The 21,290-nt window shown below is 65.8% G+C and carries 22 protein-coding genes; 10 read left to right on the top strand and 12 right to left on the bottom strand.

What is annotated here, in order from left to right:
- Positions 1-21: 21 nt before the first annotated feature.
- The 4 genes from LO787_RS24480 to LO787_RS24465 all read left to right on the top strand — a co-directional run bounded on the left by LO787_RS24480 (position 22) and on the right by LO787_RS24465 (position 7,721).
- Complete coding sequence (locus LO787_RS24480; protein WP_232493561.1) at positions 22-621, top strand: RNA polymerase sigma factor; 600 nt, start codon at positions 22-24, stop codon at positions 619-621.
- A gap of 100 nt (positions 622-721) precedes the next feature.
- Positions 722-1,687, top strand: a complete 966-nt coding sequence (locus LO787_RS24475) for a FecR family protein (protein ID WP_232493560.1) — start codon at positions 722-724, stop codon at positions 1,685-1,687.
- A gap of 111 nt (positions 1,688-1,798) precedes the next feature.
- Positions 1,799-4,702: a TonB-dependent receptor gene (locus tag LO787_RS24470; protein WP_232493559.1), complete on the top strand. Its 2,904-nt coding sequence runs from the start codon at positions 1,799-1,801 to the stop codon at positions 4,700-4,702.
- 169 nt (positions 4,703-4,871) lie between these two features.
- Positions 4,872-7,721, top strand: a complete 2,850-nt coding sequence (locus LO787_RS24465; RefSeq protein ID WP_232493558.1) for a type III effector HrpK domain-containing protein — start codon at positions 4,872-4,874, stop codon at positions 7,719-7,721.
- A gap of 13 nt (positions 7,722-7,734) precedes the next feature.
- Here LO787_RS24465 and sctT read toward each other — a convergent pair whose 3' ends face one another.
- From sctT to LO787_RS24405, 12 genes are read right to left on the bottom strand one after another with little or no spacing between them, the layout of a single operon-like run.
- Complete coding sequence (gene sctT / locus LO787_RS24460; RefSeq protein ID WP_232493557.1) at positions 7,735-8,550, bottom strand: type III secretion system export apparatus subunit SctT; 816 nt, start codon at positions 8,548-8,550, stop codon at positions 7,735-7,737.
- A gap of 10 nt (positions 8,551-8,560) precedes the next feature.
- Entirely contained in the window at positions 8,561-8,818 is a 258-nt protein-coding gene (locus tag LO787_RS24455) for an EscS/YscS/HrcS family type III secretion system export apparatus protein (protein ID WP_232493556.1), read from the bottom strand.
- A 16-nt stretch (positions 8,819-8,834) separates the two neighbouring features.
- Positions 8,835-9,491 (bottom strand): type III secretion system export apparatus subunit SctR, encoded by a 657-nt coding sequence (gene sctR / locus LO787_RS24450; RefSeq protein WP_232493555.1) that lies wholly within the window; start codon positions 9,489-9,491, stop codon positions 8,835-8,837.
- A complete protein-coding gene (locus LO787_RS24445) occupies positions 9,488-10,498 on the bottom strand; it encodes a FliM/FliN family flagellar motor switch protein (RefSeq protein ID WP_232493554.1) in 1,011 nt (336 codons plus the stop codon). Before LO787_RS24445 ends, sctR begins: the two co-directional genes overlap by 4 nt.
- An 8-nt stretch (positions 10,499-10,506) precedes the next feature.
- On the bottom strand, positions 10,507-10,983 hold the full coding sequence (locus tag LO787_RS24440; protein WP_232493553.1) for a hypothetical protein: 477 nt from the start codon (positions 10,981-10,983) through the stop codon (positions 10,507-10,509).
- Positions 10,980-12,314: a FliI/YscN family ATPase gene (locus LO787_RS24435; RefSeq protein WP_232493552.1), complete on the bottom strand. Its 1,335-nt coding sequence runs from the start codon at positions 12,312-12,314 to the stop codon at positions 10,980-10,982. Before LO787_RS24435 ends, LO787_RS24440 begins: the two co-directional genes overlap by 4 nt.
- Positions 12,311-12,904 carry a type III secretion system stator protein SctL gene (sctL, locus tag LO787_RS24430; RefSeq protein WP_232493551.1) on the bottom strand — a complete coding sequence of 198 codons (594 nt, stop codon included), beginning with the start codon at positions 12,902-12,904 and terminating at the stop codon, positions 12,311-12,313. The genes LO787_RS24435 and sctL overlap by 4 nt, the downstream gene beginning before the upstream one ends.
- Positions 12,901-13,470, bottom strand: coding sequence for a hypothetical protein (locus LO787_RS24425; RefSeq protein ID WP_232493550.1), 570 nt, complete (start codon positions 13,468-13,470; stop codon positions 12,901-12,903). The genes sctL and LO787_RS24425 overlap by 4 nt, the downstream gene beginning before the upstream one ends.
- 11 nt (positions 13,471-13,481) lie before the next feature.
- Positions 13,482-14,234 (bottom strand): type III secretion system inner membrane ring lipoprotein SctJ, encoded by a 753-nt coding sequence (gene sctJ / locus LO787_RS24420; protein WP_232493549.1) that lies wholly within the window; start codon positions 14,232-14,234, stop codon positions 13,482-13,484.
- A gap of 52 nt (positions 14,235-14,286) precedes the next feature.
- Positions 14,287-14,709 carry a hypothetical protein gene (locus tag LO787_RS24415; protein ID WP_232493548.1) on the bottom strand — a complete coding sequence of 141 codons (423 nt, stop codon included), beginning with the start codon at positions 14,707-14,709 and terminating at the stop codon, positions 14,287-14,289.
- Positions 14,710-14,731: 22 nt separating this feature from the next.
- On the bottom strand, positions 14,732-14,953 hold the full coding sequence (locus LO787_RS24410; protein ID WP_232493547.1) for a hypothetical protein: 222 nt from the start codon (positions 14,951-14,953) through the stop codon (positions 14,732-14,734).
- Between the two features lie 30 nt (positions 14,954-14,983).
- The gene (locus tag LO787_RS24405; RefSeq protein WP_232493546.1) at positions 14,984-15,637 is read right to left on the bottom strand and encodes a hypothetical protein; all 654 of its coding nucleotides are present in this window, start codon (positions 15,635-15,637) and stop codon (positions 14,984-14,986) included.
- Positions 15,638-15,983: 346 nt separating this feature from the next.
- Between LO787_RS24405 and LO787_RS24400 the strand changes: the two genes are divergently transcribed.
- From LO787_RS24400 to LO787_RS24375, 6 genes are all read left to right on the top strand, one after another.
- Positions 15,984-16,142, top strand: coding sequence for a hypothetical protein (locus LO787_RS24400; RefSeq protein WP_232493545.1), 159 nt, complete (start codon positions 15,984-15,986; stop codon positions 16,140-16,142).
- A 109-nt stretch (positions 16,143-16,251) separates the two neighbouring features.
- Positions 16,252-17,223, top strand: a complete 972-nt coding sequence (locus tag LO787_RS24395; protein ID WP_232493544.1) for a SctD/MshK family protein — start codon at positions 16,252-16,254, stop codon at positions 17,221-17,223.
- The gene (locus LO787_RS24390) at positions 17,220-17,630 is read left to right on the top strand and encodes a hypothetical protein (RefSeq protein WP_232493543.1); all 411 of its coding nucleotides are present in this window, start codon (positions 17,220-17,222) and stop codon (positions 17,628-17,630) included. The genes LO787_RS24395 and LO787_RS24390 overlap by 4 nt, the downstream gene beginning before the upstream one ends.
- Complete coding sequence (locus tag LO787_RS24385) at positions 17,627-17,989, top strand: tetratricopeptide repeat protein (protein WP_232493542.1); 363 nt, start codon at positions 17,627-17,629, stop codon at positions 17,987-17,989. The genes LO787_RS24390 and LO787_RS24385 overlap by 4 nt, the downstream gene beginning before the upstream one ends.
- Entirely contained in the window at positions 17,986-20,103 is a 2,118-nt protein-coding gene (sctV, locus tag LO787_RS24380; RefSeq protein WP_232493541.1) for a type III secretion system export apparatus subunit SctV, read from the top strand. The genes LO787_RS24385 and sctV overlap by 4 nt, the downstream gene beginning before the upstream one ends.
- A 10-nt stretch (positions 20,104-20,113) precedes the next feature.
- On the top strand, positions 20,114-21,163 hold the full coding sequence (locus LO787_RS24375) for an EscU/YscU/HrcU family type III secretion system export apparatus switch protein (RefSeq protein ID WP_232493540.1): 1,050 nt from the start codon (positions 20,114-20,116) through the stop codon (positions 21,161-21,163).
- The last annotated feature ends 127 nt before the right edge of the window (positions 21,164-21,290 follow it).

Here is a 21,290-nt window from a genome sequence, read left to right as displayed (position 1 = left end):
GTTCAACCGGGGCTGGGCGGGATGCCGGAAGTTCGTCCAATCGACAGATGGTTCATCGACGAGGTGTTTCCGCATGAGCGGCGCTACCTCGCCGCTGCCCTGCGCCTGACGTCCGACGCGGAGGACGCGCGGGACATCGTCCAGGAGGTGTACCTCAAGCTTTTCGCCATCGACGGCTGGGCAGCCATCGACAATCCGGCGAACTACGTGCTGCGCATGATCCGCAATGCAGCGATCGAGCGCATGCGCCGGGCACGCATCGTCTCGTTCCAGCAACTGGCTGAAATCGAGACATTCGATATTGCCGATGAAGCGCCGGACCCCTTCCGCGAGGCGGCCGGGCGGCACGAGTTGCGCCGGGTCAAGGCGGCGCTCGATACCCTGCCCGAAAGGTGCCGCGCCGTCGTGCTGCGTCGCCGGTTCTCGGAAGAAACGCCAAGCGAGATCGCCCGCGCTACCGGAGAGAGCCTTTCGACCCTCGAAAAGCGCCTTGCACGGGGGATGCAACTGCTCACCGCCGCGCTGTCGATCGATGGCCCGCTTGGTCGGAAAGCCACACGAAAATCCGATATCGTCGATGCCGATGATCCGGTTTCACCTGATGAGGCGGTCAGCCGCTAAGGGCTGGCGCCCTGCCATTATTTTCCTGTAATCGTGATCCCGACATGGAGGTGCGCCGCGCGTGACGCGTCCTGTTAATGAATGGTTTTGGCAGGTACGCGTGGGCATTCGAGGCGACGAAGCGGAAGACGGCGATACGGTTGAGGCGCAGGCGGCGGGCTGGTGGTCGCGCCTGCAGCTCGATACGGCGGATCGTGAGGAATTCCGCCGCTGGCGTGATGCCGATGCACGCCATGCTCTCGCCTTCGCCCGGGTTCAGGCCAGTTGGGAGACACTGGGCGAACAGGATGCGCTTGCGGCTTCGGGACAGGGGCAGACCGACCTGTCCCGGCGACGGTTGCTGAAGGCTGCCTGCTTCGGCGCGGTGTTCGTGTCCGCAGGGGCCGGGCTCTACAGTACGCGCGCGCTCGCGTGGGATCATGCGAGCACGGGTGTAGGCGAACTTCGCCGGATAGCCCTTCCCGATGCAAGCGTGCTGGAACTCAACACCGATACCGCCGTGTCCTGGCATTTCACCAGCGAGTCGAGGAAACTGAGGCTGGATCGCGGCGAGATCGCATTGAGCCTTGCCCGAGGGGCACCGGCGATGCTCTCCGGAGGGCCGGTCACGCTCACGCTGTCGGCAGGGCGCTTCAATGCCCGCCTTGTCGACCAACGTGTGGGCCTGACCGCGCTGGCCGGGCGCGCCATCCTTACCGGCGGCACGTCGCTGCTCGGTGGTATGCCGGGAGGAGCGATCGGGGCAGCAGTTGAAGCCGGGCACAGCGCCGACCTGACCGCGAACGGCCTCACGATGCAGCCGACGACGGCTGAAAACCGCGCCGTGCTGACGGCATGGCAGAGCGGCGACATCGTGTTCCTGAACGAGCGGCTCGAAGACGCGGCCAACGAATACAACCGCTATCTCTCCCGCAAGATCGAGGTCGCACCGGAACTGCGCGACTTGCGGGTGGGCGGACGCTTCACGACATCAGACCCCAGCGCGTTCCTGGATGCCGTGACCCTCGCGCTGAATGCGCGCGTCGATACCAATGCGCAAGGCACGCGGATCAGCGCGGCGAGGTAAATTTTGCGGTACGTCAGGTAAATTTTTCCGGAAACTTGGCGGCCCCGCAGCATGCCAATCGTCCTTTGGGCCGGTGACGCTGATGTCATCTGACCGATCGAAGGAACCGGAATGTTCGGGGCACCCTCTCGCACTGGCATTGCTCATGCCAGCCTTTTCGCCATCGCATGCGTCGTCGCATCGCAGCCCGCCGCAGCCCAAAGCAATACCCAGGCCACTGCGGGCCACGCACTGTCGTTCAACATTCCCGCACAGTCGCTTCCTGCCGCGCTGACGGCATTCGCCAAGCAGGCGGGAATCCAGATCTTCTTCCCCGCCGACCGCATCGCGACCCGGCGCTCCCCCGCGATCAAGGGCAAGTCGAGCACGAAGGCGGCCCTCGCGCGCCTGCTGGCGGGTAGCGGCCTGGAGGTCGCCAGCGAAAGCGGGGGCACCATCGTCCTGCGCCCAGCACGCCAGAGCACTATCGAAGCCGCCGACCGGACCGACAGCGCGCAGGACGCCGCTTCGCGCGCCGAGGAAATCGTCGTCACCGGCTCGTCCCGCAAGGGCACCCTCAAGCGCCAGAGCGACACCGTCGTCAACGCCGTGACCGAGCTTGAAATCAAGCGCCTGCCCAACCTCGGCGTATCGGACGTTCTCCTCCGCCTGCCCGGCATCCGCCGCAACGATACGCAGAGCGGCGAGAACCGCTACGTCTCGATCCGCGGCCTCAACAATGCGGCCGCGTCCCAGTCGATCGACGGTGTGCTGCTGACCACCTACATCAACGGTTCGCGCGCCACCTCGACCGAGGCGCTTGGCGCGAACTTCGTGAAGAACGTCGTCGTCGCCACGACCGTCACGCCTGACATGGATGAGAACGCCAACTCCGGCCACGTCGCGCTGACGACCATCAGCGGGCTCGACGGCGATGGCCAGCACCTCCTCGATGCGCGCGCGTTCATCGGCAGCAACAGCCGTCACGACGGCGACATGGACACTCGCCAGCCGCTGCGCGCATCGGCCACATGGCGCGGCAAGCTTGACGATGAAGGGCGCATCGGCCTTGCGGTCGGCGCAGGCATCGACCGACTCGGGTCGCGGCAGGACGCGATCTCGGTCGGCAGCTACACCGACGTCGCCGGCAACCTGGTGCCCAACGGCGCCCTGACGCGCGGCGCGACCTATACCCGCAGCGAGCGCATCTCGGCGATGGCCCGCCTCGACTTCCGTCCCACCGACGCGCTCTCCCTCTTTGCCGAGTATTTCTACTTCTCGCACGATTTCACCACCGACCAGCGCACGTCGAGCGTCAATGTCTCGGCCGCCACGGCAACCGGTGTCTCCTCGGGTGAAGGACAGTTCAACCGCGCCAGCGCGACGTTCGGCTTCAACCATTCGGAAAGCCCGCTCATCCGCAGTCATATCGCCATCGCGGGTGCGGACTATGCGATCAGCGACAAGGACGCCCTGTCGTTCCGCTTCGGCGCGACGTTCAACCGCGTCAGCGCCTGGGGTATCGCCACCAGTGGCTTCAGCGCCGCGTCAAGCGCACTCACCTCGCCCATCGGCTACAGCTTCGGCGACAACGGGCTGGACTTCACGCCCGGCACCAGCACTGCGCTGGCCGACCCCGCGAACTATCGGCTGGGCGGCAAGGTCACCGTCAACGACGTCCGCAGCACGGACCGGAACTACTTCGCCCGTCTCGACTATGCCCATAATGTGGATACGGGCGACCAGGGCCTCGGCATCAAGGTGGGCGCCCAGCTCAAGACGCTGGACCGCACCAACCGTCAGCGCGGCTATGCCCGCATCCTTCCTTCGGGCCAGTCGATCAGCCTGGCTGACGTAACCGACGCATCCTCGGTTACGCTGTTCGATCCGCTGGACTGGAACCAGGACACCTTCCTGAGCCTGATAAACCAGCGCGGGATCGCCTCGCCGGATGCCAACCGGCTCTATGCGGTCGATCCCGCCGATGGGTACGGACAGAACTTCGACGGACAGGAGCAGATCGTCGACCTCTACGGCGTCGCCTCCTACTCGCTCGATCGCGCCCGACTTTCCGCAGGTCTGCGCGCGGCTCGCACGCACCGCGAACTCGACGACTTCGAACCCGACGCGACCGGCCGCTGGGGTGAGCGCCACTACGAGCAGAATTACTGGCACGTCCTGCCGAGCGTCTATGGCTACTTCGACGCCACCGACCGCCTGAAGCTGCGCGCCGCGTTCTCGAAGTCGCTGGAGCGCCCTGCCATCAACAGCCCTGCCCGCCGCCTCGTCACCAACTACGACACGCCGGTCACGCGAACCATCAGCTACAGCAATCCGTACCTGCTGCCGATCCGCTCGACCAACTTCGATGCATCGGCCGAGTACTACTACGGCAGCCACGACGCCTATTTCTCCATCGGGGCCTTCTCCAAGTACCTGCGCGACATCCCGGCTGTCAGCAGCACGCAGTCGATCGCGGCCGATGGTGTCCGCGAAATCGTGACCTACACCAGCAACGTCACCCAGGTCGGCGACAAGAAGGTCTATGGACGCCTGCGCGGGATCGAGGTCGTCTGGTCGGACCCGCATCTCGGGTTCTTCCCGGAAAGCCTCGGCAATCTGGGGCTGATGCTGTCCTACGACTACATCGTCTACCGCAGCACCGCGATCAATGGAGGCGGCGGCACCCCGCCCAACGACACGCGCCTCGTCGATGCGGCGCAGCGGCATTACGTCAACGCCTCGCTCTCCTACAACTACGGGCCCTTCGCGGCGAACCTGTTCGCCCAGAAGCAGTCGTCGGTTCCCAACCAGACTTACGTTCCAGCCAACGACCGCCGCGTCAGCTACGGCGCCCTGGTGGACCTGCAGGTGAGCTACGCGATCACCCCGAACCTGCGCGTCATGGCGGAAGGGCGCAACCTGTTCGATCAGGAGATCGTCGATCGCATGGGAGTGACGGACTACGGCCCCGCCTATCAGGTCCGCAACAATGGCCGGACACTGTGGCTTGGAGCGCAGTTCACGCTGTTCTGACGGCTGCTTGAACGCGGGGGGCATGGCGATGTCCCCCGCGGCCTTTCGCGCTCAACAACAACCAACCACTTCCCACAGAACCGCAATATGGCTGAATGAACACAATGCTTCACCTGACGGGATAAGCCCATTTCCCGCGCACCGCGCGTACCCGTCAGGAGGATTGCCAATGCCCGTCGACAAGCTCAGTCGCATGGATGCCGCGAACATGCCGGATCAGCAGGCAGGCTGGGACGATGCCGTCAAGCGCGCCCAGGGCGAAACCGGCGCCGAAGGCGAGGGGCAGGTCTTCAAACCCGTCATTTTTGCCGCGAACGACGCGAACTGGCGCGATCAGGCCAACAACGTGCTCGACAAGGGTGCGGGCAGTGACAAAGGTGCCTGGAAAGATCTGTTCCCGGATCTTACCGGTGCTGAGCGAGACAAGGCCATCCGGGAGGCAAACCGCTCCATCACGGCGGTTAACGAACTCAACGACGAGTTCAAATCTCGTAACGACGTGGACGGCTTCTCATTCACCGACGATGGGCTGGTCTTCTACAAGGAGGGCAAAGTCGTCGACGTCCCGAACCTGACCGACGACCAGAAGCTGATGTTCAAATGGCTCGCCAACAATGACGGTCTCGTCAAGGAACTGGGCGGTGGCGACGGCATCGCACTCCAGATGGAAATCGCGCCATGGCTCGACAGCAAGGTCGAGGGGATCAAGTCGGCCGGCAAGGAATACAAGGCGTGGGTCGAACAGAATCCCGGCGCCTCGCACGAACAGCGTGTCGAGAAGCGGCTTGAGCTGATCGGCAAGGCAGGCGAAGGGCTTGTCCCTCAGGATTCGGTCAATCCGGCGCTGAGCCCCACCGCCCCTGAAAAGTCCGGTCCAGCGCTTGAGAAGTGGCTCAAGGCGCACGGAAAGGATGCCGATCCAATGTCGAAGGAGGTGGCAGGCAACGCCGACTACCTCATCGGCCACTGGGATCAGATCACGAACGGCAAGAACGAACTGACGCTCGACGACCTCAAGGCCTATATCAGCGCGCACCCCGAACTTTCTCAGGACGCCAAGGATGCGCTCAACTTCTGGTCGCACCCCGGCATGTTCGACCAGATCGACAGCGGCGGTGACAACCCGGCCATGGGCAAGGACGACGGCATCGTCCTGAAGGGCAACATCGAAAGCTGGCTGGATATCGAAGCGCCGACCAATGCCTCGCAGTTCAGCAACCTGCTCAATGACGCTGCGCTTCAGTCGCTTGGCAACAAGGTCGATATCTCCAACATCGGTCCCGATATCTTCGCCAATCCGAACAACTACACGAAGGAGCAGCGCGCTGCCGTTCTCGTCGAACTGATGAATGCGCGGACGATGATCCACGCCGGCATCCAGTCCGGCGTATGGAGCGACTATGCATCGCAGCTTCGCGTCGAGCATGTCGCCAAAGTCAATCCGGACAGCGACAAGGTCATCGCGGACCTCGATGACAAGATCAACAAGCTCATGGATTCCGAAGGCATCCAGGATTACATGCGTGATGCGACGGGCACCGAGATCAAGAACATTCTCGACGGTGATCCGGGGTTGAAAAGCAGCACCCAGAACTATTTCGACACCCACATCAAGAACGGTTCGGAATTCAAGAACATCAACGAGATAAAAGACTCCAAGGGCAACGCCGTCGGAATCCCCGCCGCGCTCGAGGCGTTCATCAACCAGGCCGAAACGCTGTCCAAGGGCCTCGGCCTCGCGCCGCCGGATCTGCGTGCGATGATTACCGAATCCGGACAGATGCCGGCGGTCGAGCAATACTTCAAAGACAAGATCGTCACCGGCAGCGATTTCTCCGACATGATCGCCAAGGGTATAGACCCGAACATCGCGATGATGTCTTTCGGTGACGAGATCGCCAAGTTCTCCCAGGTTCTCGATCCGGCGCTCGTCGAAAGCACGCGTGATGAGACAACCAGGAAGTTCGGCGAAATCGCGAATGACGCCCTGCTCAACGGCGTGAAGTTCGAGGACATCAAGGCCGCCTACGGCAAGGAAGACGGGACTCTGGATGAGGACAAGATCCGCGAACTCTTCACCACCATGGCGGAGCAGAACCCCGAGCTTTTCGTTGGTCCAAATGGCACTAAGATCACACCGGATCAGGTTGTGGCGATGTTCCGTCAGGCCTTCGACGCGATCCGTCAGGGCGCCAAGGTCACCGATGCTTTCAAGAAGCTGGATTTCATCAAGGATTTGCCGACCAACTTCGTGCAGTCGGCATACGGCAAGGGCATAACGCACCTGCTCAGCGGCACGATCATGGGCGGTGTCACTATCGCGCGCGGCATAAAGTACGGAAACGGTGCAAAGACACCTGCCGACATCGCCGGTATCGTGACCGGCAGTACGATCACCGCCGGGCTTATGATCGAGGGCGGAGCCAAAGCATATAACACCTGGCTTAACGATGTCGGAGCTCAGCTCGAAGCCGAAGGGCGTCTGGGCCCGAAGCCCGGCCCGGATACGCCCGCCACTGAACAACGAAATGCCTATGAGGATTGGAGGAACAGCAAGGCCCAATGGGCCAGCAAGGTCGAGAATGCCGGCAAGATCCTCGGCGGATCGTCCAACATCGTCATGGGTATTTTCAGCATCATCTCCGGCGCAGCCGATATCAAGAAAGGCAACACGGTCGTTGGTGGCGTGAACATCGCCGGCGGCGGTCTCACGCTCATCGCGGGCGGCGTTTCTGCAGCGGAAGGGATCATGAACTTTTTCGGCCTCGGAACACGGCTGGTGCTAAGCAGCATGGGCATGGTCGCCGGCGTCGCGGGCGGTATTGCCACCCTGTTCGGGCTGGGCGCCATGATCGGCCTTCAATACTGGGCCGACAAGCAGCAGGAAAAGATGTTCGACAAGTTCGCGCGCAACCTCGACGACTTCCTTGGCCAATGGCATATCACCGGCGGGCCGACGCAGGATGGCGACTTCACGCACGAAGACGACTACATCAACTGGGGTGCCGAAAACCCCTGATCGGCTCTGACGCCTAGTTTCCGGCAAGGGCGCGCAGGATGTCCTGCGCGCCCTTCAGCATTCCGAACTGGTCGACCATCAGCGGCACCAGGAACACGGCGTAGAGCAGGATCACGAGGCAGAAGATCAGGTTCTTCACCGAAAGCGACAGGTCGAAGATGTTGAGCTGCGGGCTCATGCGGGAGAGGAACGCCAGCATGACCTCGGCGATCAGCAGCGCCACCACCACCGGCGCGATGAGGACGAGCGCGGTCTGCATGATCCGGTCGAGCAGTCCCAGCACCAATGGGAACGCCCCCTCGCGCAGCACCGGCCCCATGCTCGCCGCCGGCCACAGGTCATAGCTGCGATATAATCCGTCGAGCAGCAGCAGGAACGCGCCCGACATGAAGAACAGCGCGACCATGGTGATCGTCAGCAAGGTCGCCATGATCGTCGATTCCGTGGCGGAGCCGGGGTCCACCAGCTGCGCCATGGTCGAGCCGCGTTGAAGGTCCACAAGGTCGCCCGCCACTTCGGCCGCCCAGAACGGCACGCCGAAGACGAGCCCGATCACGCAGCCTACCGCGAGTTCCTTGATGAGGATCATCGCAATCAGCACCGCGCCCGGCTGCTCTGCCCCCTGCGGCATGGCGTGGAGCACCGACGGTATCATCGGCAGCGAGATCACCACGGCGACCGACGAGCGGATCATGCCCGTGAGCCCGAGCCGGGTGAAGGCAGGCGTCATCATCACCATGCCCATCGCCCGCGCCACCGCCACCGCCGCGCCCGACAGCAGCGTATAGGCGAGCGGCAGCAGCACGCCGGTGACGTAAGTGGCGTCCATCGCGGATCGACTAGCGCGTCAGCGCGGGAAATGAATCGAGCGCTTCCCCGGCAAGCGCCGTGACCTGCGTTGCCAGCAGCGGCCCGAAGAACAGCACGACCAGCAGCACCATCACCAGCTTCACCGCCTGGGGCAAGGTCTGGTCCTGTATCTGGGTGAGCGCCTGGAAAAGCCCCACCGTGAGCCCGATCGCGATCGCCGTGGCCAGCGCCGGGGCGGACACCAGCAGCACGGTCAGCAGCCCGCGATTGATGAAATCGAGGAACATATCCTGATCCACCGTATCAGCCTCCGTAGCTCAGGATCAGGCCGTGCATCAGCCGCGACCAGCCCTCCACCGCCACGAACAGGAATATCTTGAGCGGGATGGAAATCAGCGTCGGCGTCACCATCGACATGCCCATCGCCATCAGCACGTTGGCGACGATGAGGTCCACCACGAGGAACGGGATGTAGAGCAGGAACCCGATCTCGAACGCGCGGGTCAGTTCCGACGACACGAAAGCCGGGATCAGCACGATCAGGTCGTCGTCGCGCAGATCCTCGCGCGCATCCTCCGACCAGACGGTATCGGTCGCTTCCACGAAGAAGCGCCGTTCACGTTCCTTGGCGAAGCGGGCGAGGTAGGTCTGCAACGGCTCGCGCACGGTCTCGGCGGCATCCCGCAGCCCATCTATCGTCTCTATGTCGACCGGCCTGCTTTCCAGCGCATTGTACATGTTCCCCGCCAGCGGCGTCGTCACGTAGACGGTCAGGATCAGCGCGATGCCGTAGAGCACCAGATTGGGCGGAGACTGCTGCACGCCCATCGCATTGCGCAGCAGGAACAGGACCACCGAAATCTTCAGGAACCCGGTCATCGTCACCACCGCGAGCGGCAGCAGGCCGATGAGCGATACAACGATGATGATGCCGATGATGTTGGGCTGAAACTCGTTCATAGTCGCACGGTCTCGTCCGTGCCTGCCAGCCGCACGATGCGCACACCGGTGCCCTCGCCGATACGGACGAGTTCTCCAACGCCGATCCGCGAACCGTTGACGACGAGGTCCACGCTCGCCTGATCCGCAGGTTGCGCGGACAAGGCCAGAATGCTCCCCGGCCCCAGCGCACGCACTTCGCCCAGCGTCATCGTGAGGCGCTGGAATTCGAGCACGACCGTCAGCGGCAGTGCATCCAGCGCCACATCGTCGAGCGCGTCCATGGCATCCATCCTTCCCGTAATCGGTGCGCGCTGTGGCAGCGGCGCGAAATGTCCGTCGAGCACCAAACCCTTGTCGCTGCGGCGCAAGGGCGCCGCCTGAGCGCCTGCAAGGGTCAGCAGCGGCTCGACCCGATCCAGCATGACCACGTCGCCCGGCCGCAGACTGCGTATGTCTGCGACAGTGAGTTCCTGCCGCGCAGCCTCCGCGCACAACAGCAACGGCAGTTGGGTCGGGTCGGCCGCTGTCACCGGTGCAAGTCGATCGAAATGGTCGGCCAATGACAGCGCAAGCTTGAGCGGCAGTTCCAGGACCAACGGCATGGCATCAAGTCGCATGCCGATACTGACCGGCTCTACCGAAGCACCGCCCGCGCCAAAGGTGATCGGCGCAAATCCGGCGTCCTCGATGCAGGTGAGCAGGTCCAGCATCGCGAATTCGAGCAGCAGCGCGAATGCCTGCGGATCGGGCTCCTGCGGCCACGTCTCCAGCGGAGCGATGCTCCACGCCGCCAGATGTTCCGGCAGGCGCACGCAGCACCCCGCTTCCGCAACGGTGAACGGCAGCGCAAGCCACTCCGGCTCGGACGCGACCATGGTGTCGAGGACCAATGTGACGGCCCTGCCACCCACCGTGGCGACCACAGGCGGGCGGGTGCGCGACAGGCGGTTAAGGATGTCCACCGCGTCTGCTGTGACCTGATGCAGGCGAGACGGCCACGGTCCGGGCTGGAACGGCAGATCCATGTGCTCTCTCAGCATGGCCGCGGTCCCCCCAGATCCTCGCTTTCCATCTCTTCCGCCAGTTCGCGCTCGCGGACGTCACCGCGAAGAGCGTCCGCCAGCGCCAGATCGATGCGGTCCCGCTCCCGCAAACGCTTGCGCCAGGCCGTTCGCAGATCGTCTAGCCGCACCCGCCGCGCGGCGACCGCACACTCTGCCTCACCAATCCGCACCAGCAGGTCGCTGCGCGCAAGATCGGCATTCAGAAAGCCGGCGCGAACACGGCCAAGCTCCGCCTGTCCCATGGCATCGAGCCCGAGCGCCTGCAGGAGATGCAGTTCGCGCAGTTCGACCTCCTGGTCGTGCCTGCGCGCGGCATCCCGAGCAGCACCAGCCTCGGTTTCATCAACCGCGAGGCGCGCCGCCTCTGCAATGACGCCTGCCTGCGCCCGTTCCTCGCGCAGCCTGCGGATGGCTGCGATGGCCTCGATCTCTGCAGAACGCTTCATGCGACGATGGCCCTCATGCGAGAAACCGTGTTCTCGAAACCGCTGACTTCGCCGGATGGCTGGCGCAGGAACGCGTCGATCACCGCGCGGCGGGCTACCGCAGCATCGGCGCGCGTGTCGGCACCAGCCGCATATTCACCGATGCGGATCAGCAACTCGATCTCCTGGTAGGCAGCCATGTGATCGCGCACTGCCGCCGCAAGCCGGCGGTGCTCGGCAGAGGCGACGGCGTCCATCAACCGGCTGCGGCTCCGGAGCACGTCGATCGCCGGGAAGTGATTGCGCTGCGCCAGATCAGGCGACAGCATCAGGTGCCCGTCGAGGATCGACTTAACCTCCTCCGCCACAGGATCCTGCGCTCCGTCGCCTTCGGTCAGCACGGTGTAGAGCGCGGTTATCGACCCACGGCGGCCGGTTCCGGCCCGCTCCAGCAGACGCGGCAGAGCCGCGAAGAACGAGGGCGGATAGCCCCGGCGGGTCGGCGGTTCTCCAGCGGCGAGACCCAGTTCGCGCTGCGCCCGCGCGAAGCGGGTGATGGAATCGAGCACCAGCAGGACGTGGCGCCCCTGATCGCGGAAATGCTCGGCGATCGTCGTTGCGGTGTAGGCCGCCTTGACGCGCTCCATCGCCGGGCGATCCGACGTCGCCATGACCGTCACCGAGCGCGCGCGGGCGGCATCGTCGAGATGCACCTCCACGAATTCCCGTACCTCGCGGCCACGCTCGCCGATCAGGCCGATCACGATGACGTCCGCCTCGGTCCCCGTGACGAGCGAGGCCAGTAGCGAGGACTTGCCCACGCCCGCTTCGCCGAACAGGCCGATACGCTGCCCGCGCGCCACCGTGAGCAGACCGTCGATAGCCCGCACGCCCAGCCGCAGCGGATGCGCGATCCGCGTGCGCTCCAGCGGATGCGGGGGGGCGGCATGGACCGAGCGCATCGGCGTGTCGGGCGGCAGCGCCGGTCCGTTGTCGAGCAGTCGCCCGAGCGGATCGACCACGCGGCCGAGCATCGCGGCTCCGACCGGAACCCGCAGCGCATCACCGGATGCGAGCACCTGCGTATGCACCGACATGCCGTCCAGATCGCCGATCGGCGCAAGGATCGCCTCGTCGCCGGTGAGGCCGATCACTTCCGCAGGCACCATGCGCTGCCCCGCCGGATCGCGCAGCAGGCACAGTTCCCCGATGCGCGCGGAGGGCAGGCTCGCCCGCACGACGACGCCGCGAATCTCACGCAGACGGCCATGGACCGGGTGAAGGTCGATCTGCCCGACCGCTTCGACGAGGCCGGGCAGCAGTCCCTGAAGTCTGTGCGTCGGATTACTCACGTCAGCGCACCCGCCATGGACTCACCGAGCATTTCCCGGACGACGGCGAGTTGGGTATCGACACCCGCATCGATGCTGCCGGTCTCGTCGGAGACGAGACACTGGCGTGAGCCCAGATGCCGGTCGGGCACGACTTCGATGCTTCGTGCGGTGCCGAAATGCTCCTCCACGAATGCCTCGACGTGCGGCACCATCGCCGGTGCGACCGTTACGGTCAGATCGCGCTCCTGCCCGAAGGCCGCGAGCGCCGAGCGGATCGCCGTCCCGACGAGATCGCGATCGTCGAAACCGTTGAGGATTCGCGCAACGACGGTCAGGGCAAGGTCCGTCAGATCGTTTTCGATCCCCGCGAGCAGGCAACCGGCATCCAACCGGGCCTGCTCGAGCAGGCGGGCACCTTCGTCCGCCCCGACCCTGTGGCCTTCCTCGTAGCCTTGCCGCCGGGCGGCTTCGACTTCGGTCGCGGCGGATGCGCGTATCCGGGCGGCTTCAGCCTGCGCCTGGCGGAGCACGGCATCAGCATCGAGCCAACGCACGGCATCATCCGCCCGCAGGATTCGCTGCGCCGGAATGGCGGGAAAGATGCTCATCCCTGAAACTCCGCTACCGCAACGCGCCTCAGAATTGCGGCTCCCTCGGCAAGAACATCGAGATCCTGCGTGTCGGGCACCAAGGCGTCCGATGGCCACTTGAGCCGCAAGTGCGCCTGCACGGGTGCCGGTTGAGCAGCGATCCAGGCCGCTATACAGCCCCGACCATCCGCACGCAGCGCGACGTCAAAAGCATCGATCCCCTCCGGCATCATGCGGTCGAGAGCGAGGTCGGACAGCATGCGGGCCAACGCCATCGCGTTCGAACCGAACCGGTCGATCATGGCTGCGACGACGTTCCCCCGGATCTCGCGCAGGATCGCGGACGACCAGACGACAGCCCCGCAAGGGACCGCGAACGCTTCCAGCTCATCGCGATCGAGCGCGGCAAGCCGGCGATCCACGGGGTCCGCGATGTGCAAGTCGGAAAGGCGATAATGCCGCATCGCCAGTTGATGCAGCCGGGGCGCGAAGCGCTCGCTTGCCGCCATGGCCGTGGCGACGCCGGACGCCCCCGCACCGGCGAAGCAGGCGGCAAGCCGCTCGGGATGGATCGCGAATTTCATGCCCGGCACTTTCAGTTCGGCGACGCCAGCTTGTAGATTTCCGCCTGCTGTCGGCGGAGCACGAATGCGGCGGCGACAGCGCCGAACGCGGCCGCAAGCAGCCCGAGCAGGCCGAAGGTCCAACCGGCCCGCGTCACGCTGGACGGCGCCATCGCGAGGCCCATGAAGTGAACGAGGCGTCCGTCGCCAACGGAGGCAGCCTCTCCCGGCACCGCCACCGTGACCACCGACACGCGGTCGTAGCTCAGACCGGCCACGCTGCCTGCGACCAGCGACTTGATGCGCGGCACCAGCGGGCCCACGGCGAGTGCCGGCTCATGGCGGATGAAGACCGAGGCCGAGGACGGCTGCGCATCGCGGCGCAATGGATCGCTCGACGGCAGCACCACATGGACGCGCGCGGACACGACGCCATCGATCTCGGACACCGTCTCGGACAGTTCCTCCGACAGCGCATAGAGCATCTGCGCGCGCTCCTGCGTGGGCGACACGACGAGGCCGTCGCGCTTGAACACCTGCCCCATCGATTCGAACTGGCGGTGGGGCAGCCCTGCCCCTTCGAGCACGCGCACGGCCTCGGCGAACCTGCCCTTGTCGACGTGGATCGCGATCCTGCCGTCTTCCTGCTGCACGCGCGTCGCCGGAATGCCCTGATCGTCCAGCGCAGCCAGCATCGCGTTCGCCTCCCGCTCGGGAAGGTTCGCATAGAGTTCGGTATCGCAGCCGCACAGCAGGAGCGCCGCCGACATAACGAGTCCGGCCATGGCGCAGCGCACACCAACCCGCCTTCGCATTGACCCTCTTTCCGTCATGTCGTCACTGTCCGCGCAACAGCGTGTTCGCCGCGCCCGAGACCTGCGTACCGCCACGGACCACAAGCTGCGTCTCGATCGAGTAGTTGAACACCGCACCGAGCGACGTGATGATCCGGTCGATATGCGAAGGCTGCCCGCCGCCCGCGCCGCCTTCGATGCTGGACGCGCCACCGCGCGGTGCGGTGACCTGGATCGCGTCCGCGCCATCGCGCAAGGGCGACTTTTCGGCGAAGCGGCTGACGCGCTCCATGTAGCCGCCGAGGTTGTCGAGCACCATCGAGCCGAACTGACCCGGACTGGCTGCATCCTGCGTGCGCTCGCGCGCCTCTGCGGCGATCTTGTCGAAGACCGCCGCAGAGGCGTTGTGCGAGGGAGGCTCCGCCATCGCCGAAAGCGGCACGACGGGTATCGTTCCTGGTGTCATGGCATCAGCCTCCGCGCCTGCCTCACTCGTCCGACATGGCTTCGCCGAGGATGTCGTTGGCGCGTGGCATGATGATCATCTGGCCACCGGCGACGACCATTCCTTCGACCATGGCGTCCTCGAAGCCTTCGGGCAGATCGTCCTCGGCCGCAGCGGCGCGCGCGCTTTCAAGCGCGCCTTCGAATTCGGCCTGACCGGAAATCTCGGAGAGATCGCCTGCACCGGAAACGGGATTGACGGGCATCTTTATCTTCCTTTCGCTGCTGGGTTGAAATCAGGTGTTGGGCCGGGAGACGGAGACCGTCTCCATGCGGGAATTACCGCGATGAATGCGGACCTGCGCGCCTCTGGGCTCGCTTCGGGGAGGTGGCATGCGCGCCCCTGAAGGAGCGGCGGCCGCAGGCGGCGCGTCGGACTGCATCTGCTGCACGACCTGCTCGACGGCGCCGACATAGGCAGGCGGCCCCGATACCCGCACGATGCGTCCGTCGGCCGACGGGCTGAGGACGAAACGCCCGTCGGCAAGGCCGAGGGTGCGCACCTGCCCAACGATCCGCCCGCCGCTGGACCGTCCCGCATCGAGGATGCGCGTCACATATTCGGACTGCGCGCAGACGTGCAGCACGAACCCGTCGAAATACCAGCCGAGGCCGCCGGAATCGGCGACCATGTCGAGGAAATCGCCCGCCGTCTCTCCGCGCAGCGGCCCCTTGATGCGGCCGCGAACCGATTTCGAGACCTGCACGGGGACGCGCATGTTGCGCCCGAATTCGGCGAAGACGTTGCGCGTGTCCTGGGCGATCACGACGTAGGGATAGGGCGCGAAGGCCCATTCGGGCCGCGCCTCGGCCGGCGAACACAGTGCGCCAGACAGCGCCACGGACATCATCGCGCAGACCAGTCGCGGAGCAGAAAGCGCCCGTATCACGCCACTTCTCACATTTTCCAACTTTGTGGGATGAAGACCTGACGCTAGCATCGAAAGCGATCCGCTTTATATAAAGTGATAATGATCGTTATTTATTCATAATAACTATCTCCAATTACTTCTCGTAAATGACGATTTTCTTTCATATCAGCAAATTATATTTTAATTCTCTGAAATATTTTTGCCATTCTCGCGGTGATAGATACTTCCAGCATCAGGACAGAAGGAGCAATCCGACTGTCAGGGTGTCACGGAAGGCCGCGTCAGGGACTTCGCAACGTCGCGGATCTTCCAGTGTGTCTCACCGAGGGGTCTTCCGACCCCTCAGCCAACGATGGAGAACGACATGTCCGTAGCCCCCGCCGCTTCGACCGGTGCCGACGCCGCGATCGCCAAGATGGAAGCCGCTTTCGACGCCGCCATCGAGAAGTCGGCCAAGATCACGGAAGTGACCACCGAGAAGAAGACCGAGCTCGACGCCACCAAGCAGCGTCCGCAGAACTGATCCGGTGGAAGCCGTGGGCATCGCCCATGGCTTCCCCTCCGTCACCTGGCCTCCGTCGCATCATCCACCGCGACGGGGCCGGGCGACGCGTCCATGAAGTTTCCTGCCGTTGTCCCGAAAGATCGCCCTCATGCCGCTGGCGCGCACGCTGGCTCCGCTCGGACGCCCGGCGCCGAGTCCCGGCGTCGGTGCAGCACCGCGCCCCGGCACGCTGAACGCTCTCGTTCTTGCCCCGCCCTTCGAACTCGAAGTGCTCTCGGGCATCCAGCAGGGCGTCAAGATCGAGATCGCAGGCCCGACGTGCCTGATCGGGGCATCGACCGAATGCGATGTGGTGCTGGCGGGTACGGGCGTTGCCGACCGCCATTGCCGCATCAGCCTCTACGCGTGGAAGGCTGCGGTGGAGGCTCTCGATGGCGATGTCGGGCGCGAAGGCCAATCGACCGTCGTGGCGGGATATGGATGTCGCGCCGAACTGCCGATGGACCTGCTCCTTGGCGAGACCCGCATCCGCATCTCCCGCAAGGCAGGCTCGTCGCGACGGTTGAAGCCGCTGCTGATCGGCGCCGGAGCGTTCGCGCTGCTGACCATCGTCACCATGTTCGCCTCGCGCGCGACCGAGCCTGATTACGATGCAGCGCGCCAGCGGAGCGCCGCTTCCCGCTTCCCGGACCGCGCGCCCTACGCTGCCAGCCCGGAAGCGATGCGCCAGCTTCGCGCGCGGATCGAGGAAGCCGGTCTCTCGTCGCTCAGCGTGACGGCTGCGGATGGCCGTATCGAGGTTGCGGGCGAACTCGTCCCGGCGGAAATGGCGAAGTGGACCGAGATCGAGCAATGGTTCGACCGCACGCATGGCCGCGATCATCTGCTGTCCAGCATGGTCGAGCCCGGCGACGGCACCGCCGCACCGCAAATCCGCCTGCAAGCGATCTGGCTCGGCCCGCAGCCCTACGTGATCGACCGCAGGGGTGAGCGCATCTATCCCGGCGGCGCGCTGGAGGACGGCTGGGTGCTCAAGTCCATCGACACCGAACGCGTGACGGTTTCGCGCAACGGGCAGGACATGGCGATCGTCCTATGATCCCGCACCTGCCACCCGTTTCGCCGCAGTCCTCCTCGGGCGCGGCACAAGCCGAGCGCCGCCGCATCGATCCCGCGCTGGCCGAAGCCTGGCGCCGGGTGCAGCCCGGAGCCGACCCCGCCGCCGCCTTCGACGCGCTGGTGCGCCAGAAGCGGGACGCCGACGCGACGGTGCGCCGGTCACTGGCGCAGGAACTCGACGCCCTGACCGCGCCCGACTTGTCCGATCCGACGGTCTTCGGCGGGCCGCGCAGCCTGCAACTGCTTCGCCATGTCGCCGACACCCTGCTCCCCGCCATCGACGTGGACGAGGAGACCCGCTCGGTCACGCTCGCCCTCATCCGCGAGGAGATCGAGGCGCGCGTGGCCTGCGACCTGCAGCGCCAGATCGACGCGCCGCAGCCGTGAGCCGGTTGCCCGCCGCCCCTCCCGCCGATCCCGATACGCGATCGGCCGCGACGCTGCTCCACTCGACCGGCTACCTGTGCCTGCGCGCGGGGAGAAACCGGCGGGCGCTGGCGTTCCTGCTCGTCGCCCACCGGATCGCGCCCGCCGAGCCCGCCATCCTGCGCGCGCTTGCGGTCGCCTTCCTGGCCAACGGAAGTCCCCGGCAGGCCCTGGGCGCGCTCGACCAGATCGCCCCGATGGAACGGACGCAGTCGCCTGCCTTGCAGCTTCTGCGCGCCCGCGCGCTCCGGCTGGCCGGGCATGACGGCGAGGCGCGCGCCGCTTTCGCGATCTATCTCTCGCTAAGGAAGACGCCATGAGCGCGCTGCGTTTGCGCCTCGACGCCCTCGCCCGGTCGGCGACGTACCGGTCCGACGTCGTCGTCGCCGCGTCCATGCTGCTCGCCATAGTGATGATGCTGATCCCGCTGCCGACCGCGCTGGTCGACACGCTGATCGCGGTGAACATCTCCTTCAGCCTGCTGGTGCTGATCGTCGCCATCTGCATGGGACGCCCGGCGGGGTTCTCCTCACTGCCGCCGATCATCCTGCTGGCGACGCTGTTCCGCCTGTCGCTTTCGATCTCGACCACGCGCCTGATCCTGCTCGACGGCGACGCGGGGCAGATCGTCGAGACGTTCGGGCGCTTCGTGATCGGTGGACAGGTGGTGGTGGGGCTGGTGATCTTCCTCATCATCACCACGGCGCAGTTCCTCGTCATCACCAAGGGCGCCGAGCGCGTGGCGGAAGTGGCGGCGCGCTTCACGCTGGACGCGATGCCCGGCAAGCAGATGTCGATCGACACCGACCTGCGCAACGGCGACATCGACCAGACCGAGGCCCGCGCCCGGCGCGGCCGTCTGGAGCGCGAGAGCCAGCTTTACGGCGCGATGGACGGCGCGATGAAGTTCGTTAAGGGCGATGCCATCACCGGGCTCATCATCGTGTGCATCAACCTCATCGGCGGGCTGATGACGGGGATGCTCCAGAAGGGCATGAGCTTCGGCGACGCGGCGACGACGTACTCGCTGCTGACCGTGGGCGACGGCCTGATCGCGCAGATTCCGGCGCTGCTGATCTCGGTGGCATCGGGCACCGTCGTCACCCGCGTCACGAGCGACCGGGACGAGGGGCTGGGCTCCGAGATATTCCAGCAGCTCGGTGCGAGCGAGCGGCCGCTGGGGCTGGCTGCCGCCGCCGTGACGGCGGGCGCATTGGTGCCCGGTTTCCCCACGATGGTCTTCCTGATCCTCGGCGCCTGCTTCGGCGGTGCGGCGTGGATGGTGCGGGCGCGACGGCTGCGGGCGGAGACGGCGCTGGACGAGAGCGCGCCGGTTCCGGAGACCGAGGCTCTCGCCGATGAGGCCGGGGATGCCCTGCCCGCGCCCGTGCCGATGACGTCGGACGGGCCGACGCGGGTGCGGCTGGTGATGCGGGTCGGGCTCGGGCTGGCGGCTCAGGTGCCCGGCACGCGCTTCGTCGCCGAGGCGGACCGCCGCCGCGACGACCTGCTCGCCGATCAGGGGCTGGAGATGCCCGCCGTCGAATGGCACCCCGACGCCAGCCTGCCCCCGCAGCGGATGCGCATCGACCTTGAGGGCGTGCCGGTGACGGTGGGCGAGATACCCGAGGGCTGCCTCCTCCTCGACGACGACGCCGCGCACCTCGACCTCGCCGGGATCGCCTGGCGCGAGGGACCGTCGGCAGGCCTGCCCGGCCCATCGCGCTGGGTCGCGGCCGCAGATGGCGCGGCGTTGCAGGCGGCGGGGATCGCGACGCTCGCGCCGGTGGAGGTCATGAGCCGGTGCCTCGAACGCGTACTGCGGGGCTATGCGGCGCACTTCATCGGCTTGCAGGAGACGCGCGAGATGCTCTCGGCGATCGAGGGCGACCATGGCGAACTCGTCAGGGAAGCCAGCCGCCTCGCCAACATCAAGCGGCTCGCCCAGTTGCTGCGCGGGCTGGTCGAGGAGAACGTGCCGATCGGCAACCTGCGCCTGATCCTCGAGGCGGTGGTCGAGTGGGCGCCTGCAGAGAGCGACGCGGCACAGCTTGGCGAGCGCGTGCGCGCCGCGCTCGGGCGGCAGATTTGCCACCGCCATGCCCAGCTCGACCGGGTGCTCAGCGCCTGCGTGCTGACGCGCGCGGTGGAGCAGGCGATCCGCGATTCGCTGCGGCAGGGCGCGGTCACGCTGTCGGGCGAGAAGGCGGAAGCATTGCAGCGGGACTTGCGTGAGATCGTCGAGGGCCAGCCGCAGCCGGGCATGGTCGTGCTCGTCTCCTCCGACCTGCGCCGCCCGCTGCGCCAGTACCTCATGCGCGCCGGAATCGAGGTTCCGGTGCTGTCCTATGCCGAGATCGCGCCCGAATATGCGGTGCAGTCGGTCGCCTCGCTGGCGCTGCCCGCGCCCGAGGGGCTTGCGCTGACCGCGTGAGCCCGCGCCGATGAGCGACAGCAGCGAGGAGAAGAGCCTCCCCGCGTCCGACAAGAAGATCCGCGACGCCCGCCAGAAGGGGCAGGTGGTCAAGAGCAAGGATCTCGTCACCGGCGTGGCGCTGGCTGCGAGTTCGATCTACCTCGGCTGGGCCATCCCCGCCATCGGCGACCGGGTGCAGGCCCTGCTGGGAGCAGTGGCCGAGCGTACTTACACCGAGCCTTTCGATCAGGTCTGGCCGATGGCGCTCGACCTCATGCGGCAGGTGCTGCTGGGCGTCGCACTGCCACTGCTCGCGATCACGCTGGCCGCCGTCGCGTTGACCAATCTGACAGTGATGCGCGGCTTCGTGTTCTCGGTCACACCGCTCACGCCCAACTTCAAGCACGTAAATCCGGCCGAGGGCGTGAAGCGGATCTATTCGATTCGCGGGCTGATCGAGTTCGCCAAGTCGCTGGTGAAGATCGCCGCGCTGCTCGTCGCCTTCGTCATCGTGTTCCGCTCGCACCTGCAGGATCTGATGATGCTGTCGAGCTGCACGGCCTCGTGCCAGCTCGCCGCGTTCGGGGCGATGGTGCGCCCGCTGATGGCGACGGCGCTGGTGGCGTTCATCGTCGTCGGCCTGATCGACGTGCTCCTCCAGCGCTGGCTGTTCCAGCGCGACATGCGCATGACCCGCAGCGAATCGAAGCGCGAGCGACGTGACATGGAGGGCGATCCGACGATCCTGCGCCAGCGCCGCCGCCAGCGCGAGGAGGCGCACAGCCAGTCGAGCGCGCGCGGCGTCGCCAAGGCCACGCTGCTGATCGGCGCGCCGGGGCTATGGACCGTGGGCATCCGCTACGTGCGCGGCGAGACGCCGGTTCCGGTCGTCGTCTCCCGCGCCGAACCGGGAGAGGCCGCCGAAACCATCGAACGCGCGCGCGCCGCCGGAGTCACCGTCGTCCGCGACGACGCGCTCGCCCAGATGATCGCCCGCACCGCGCGTACCGGCGAGCCGGTGCCGCGCCATGCCTTCCAGCAGGTCGCCGATCTGCTGGTTTCCGCGGGCATGATCTAGTTTCGGGACAGCGTGCGAAAGATTCTTTCGTGCCTCAACCCTCGTATAAATCCGCGGATTTTCAGGAGGTTCATCCAAAGATGAGGTGAACATGAAGATCACGCGACTCAGGTGTCATCAAACCTCC

The sequence above is a fragment of the Novosphingobium kaempferiae genome (genome assembly GCF_021227995.1).
GTDB lineage: Bacteria > Pseudomonadota > Alphaproteobacteria > Sphingomonadales > Sphingomonadaceae > Novosphingobium > Novosphingobium kaempferiae.
Note: the sequence above shows the minus strand (reverse complement) of the source record. Positions and strands in the feature narration are given on the sequence as shown.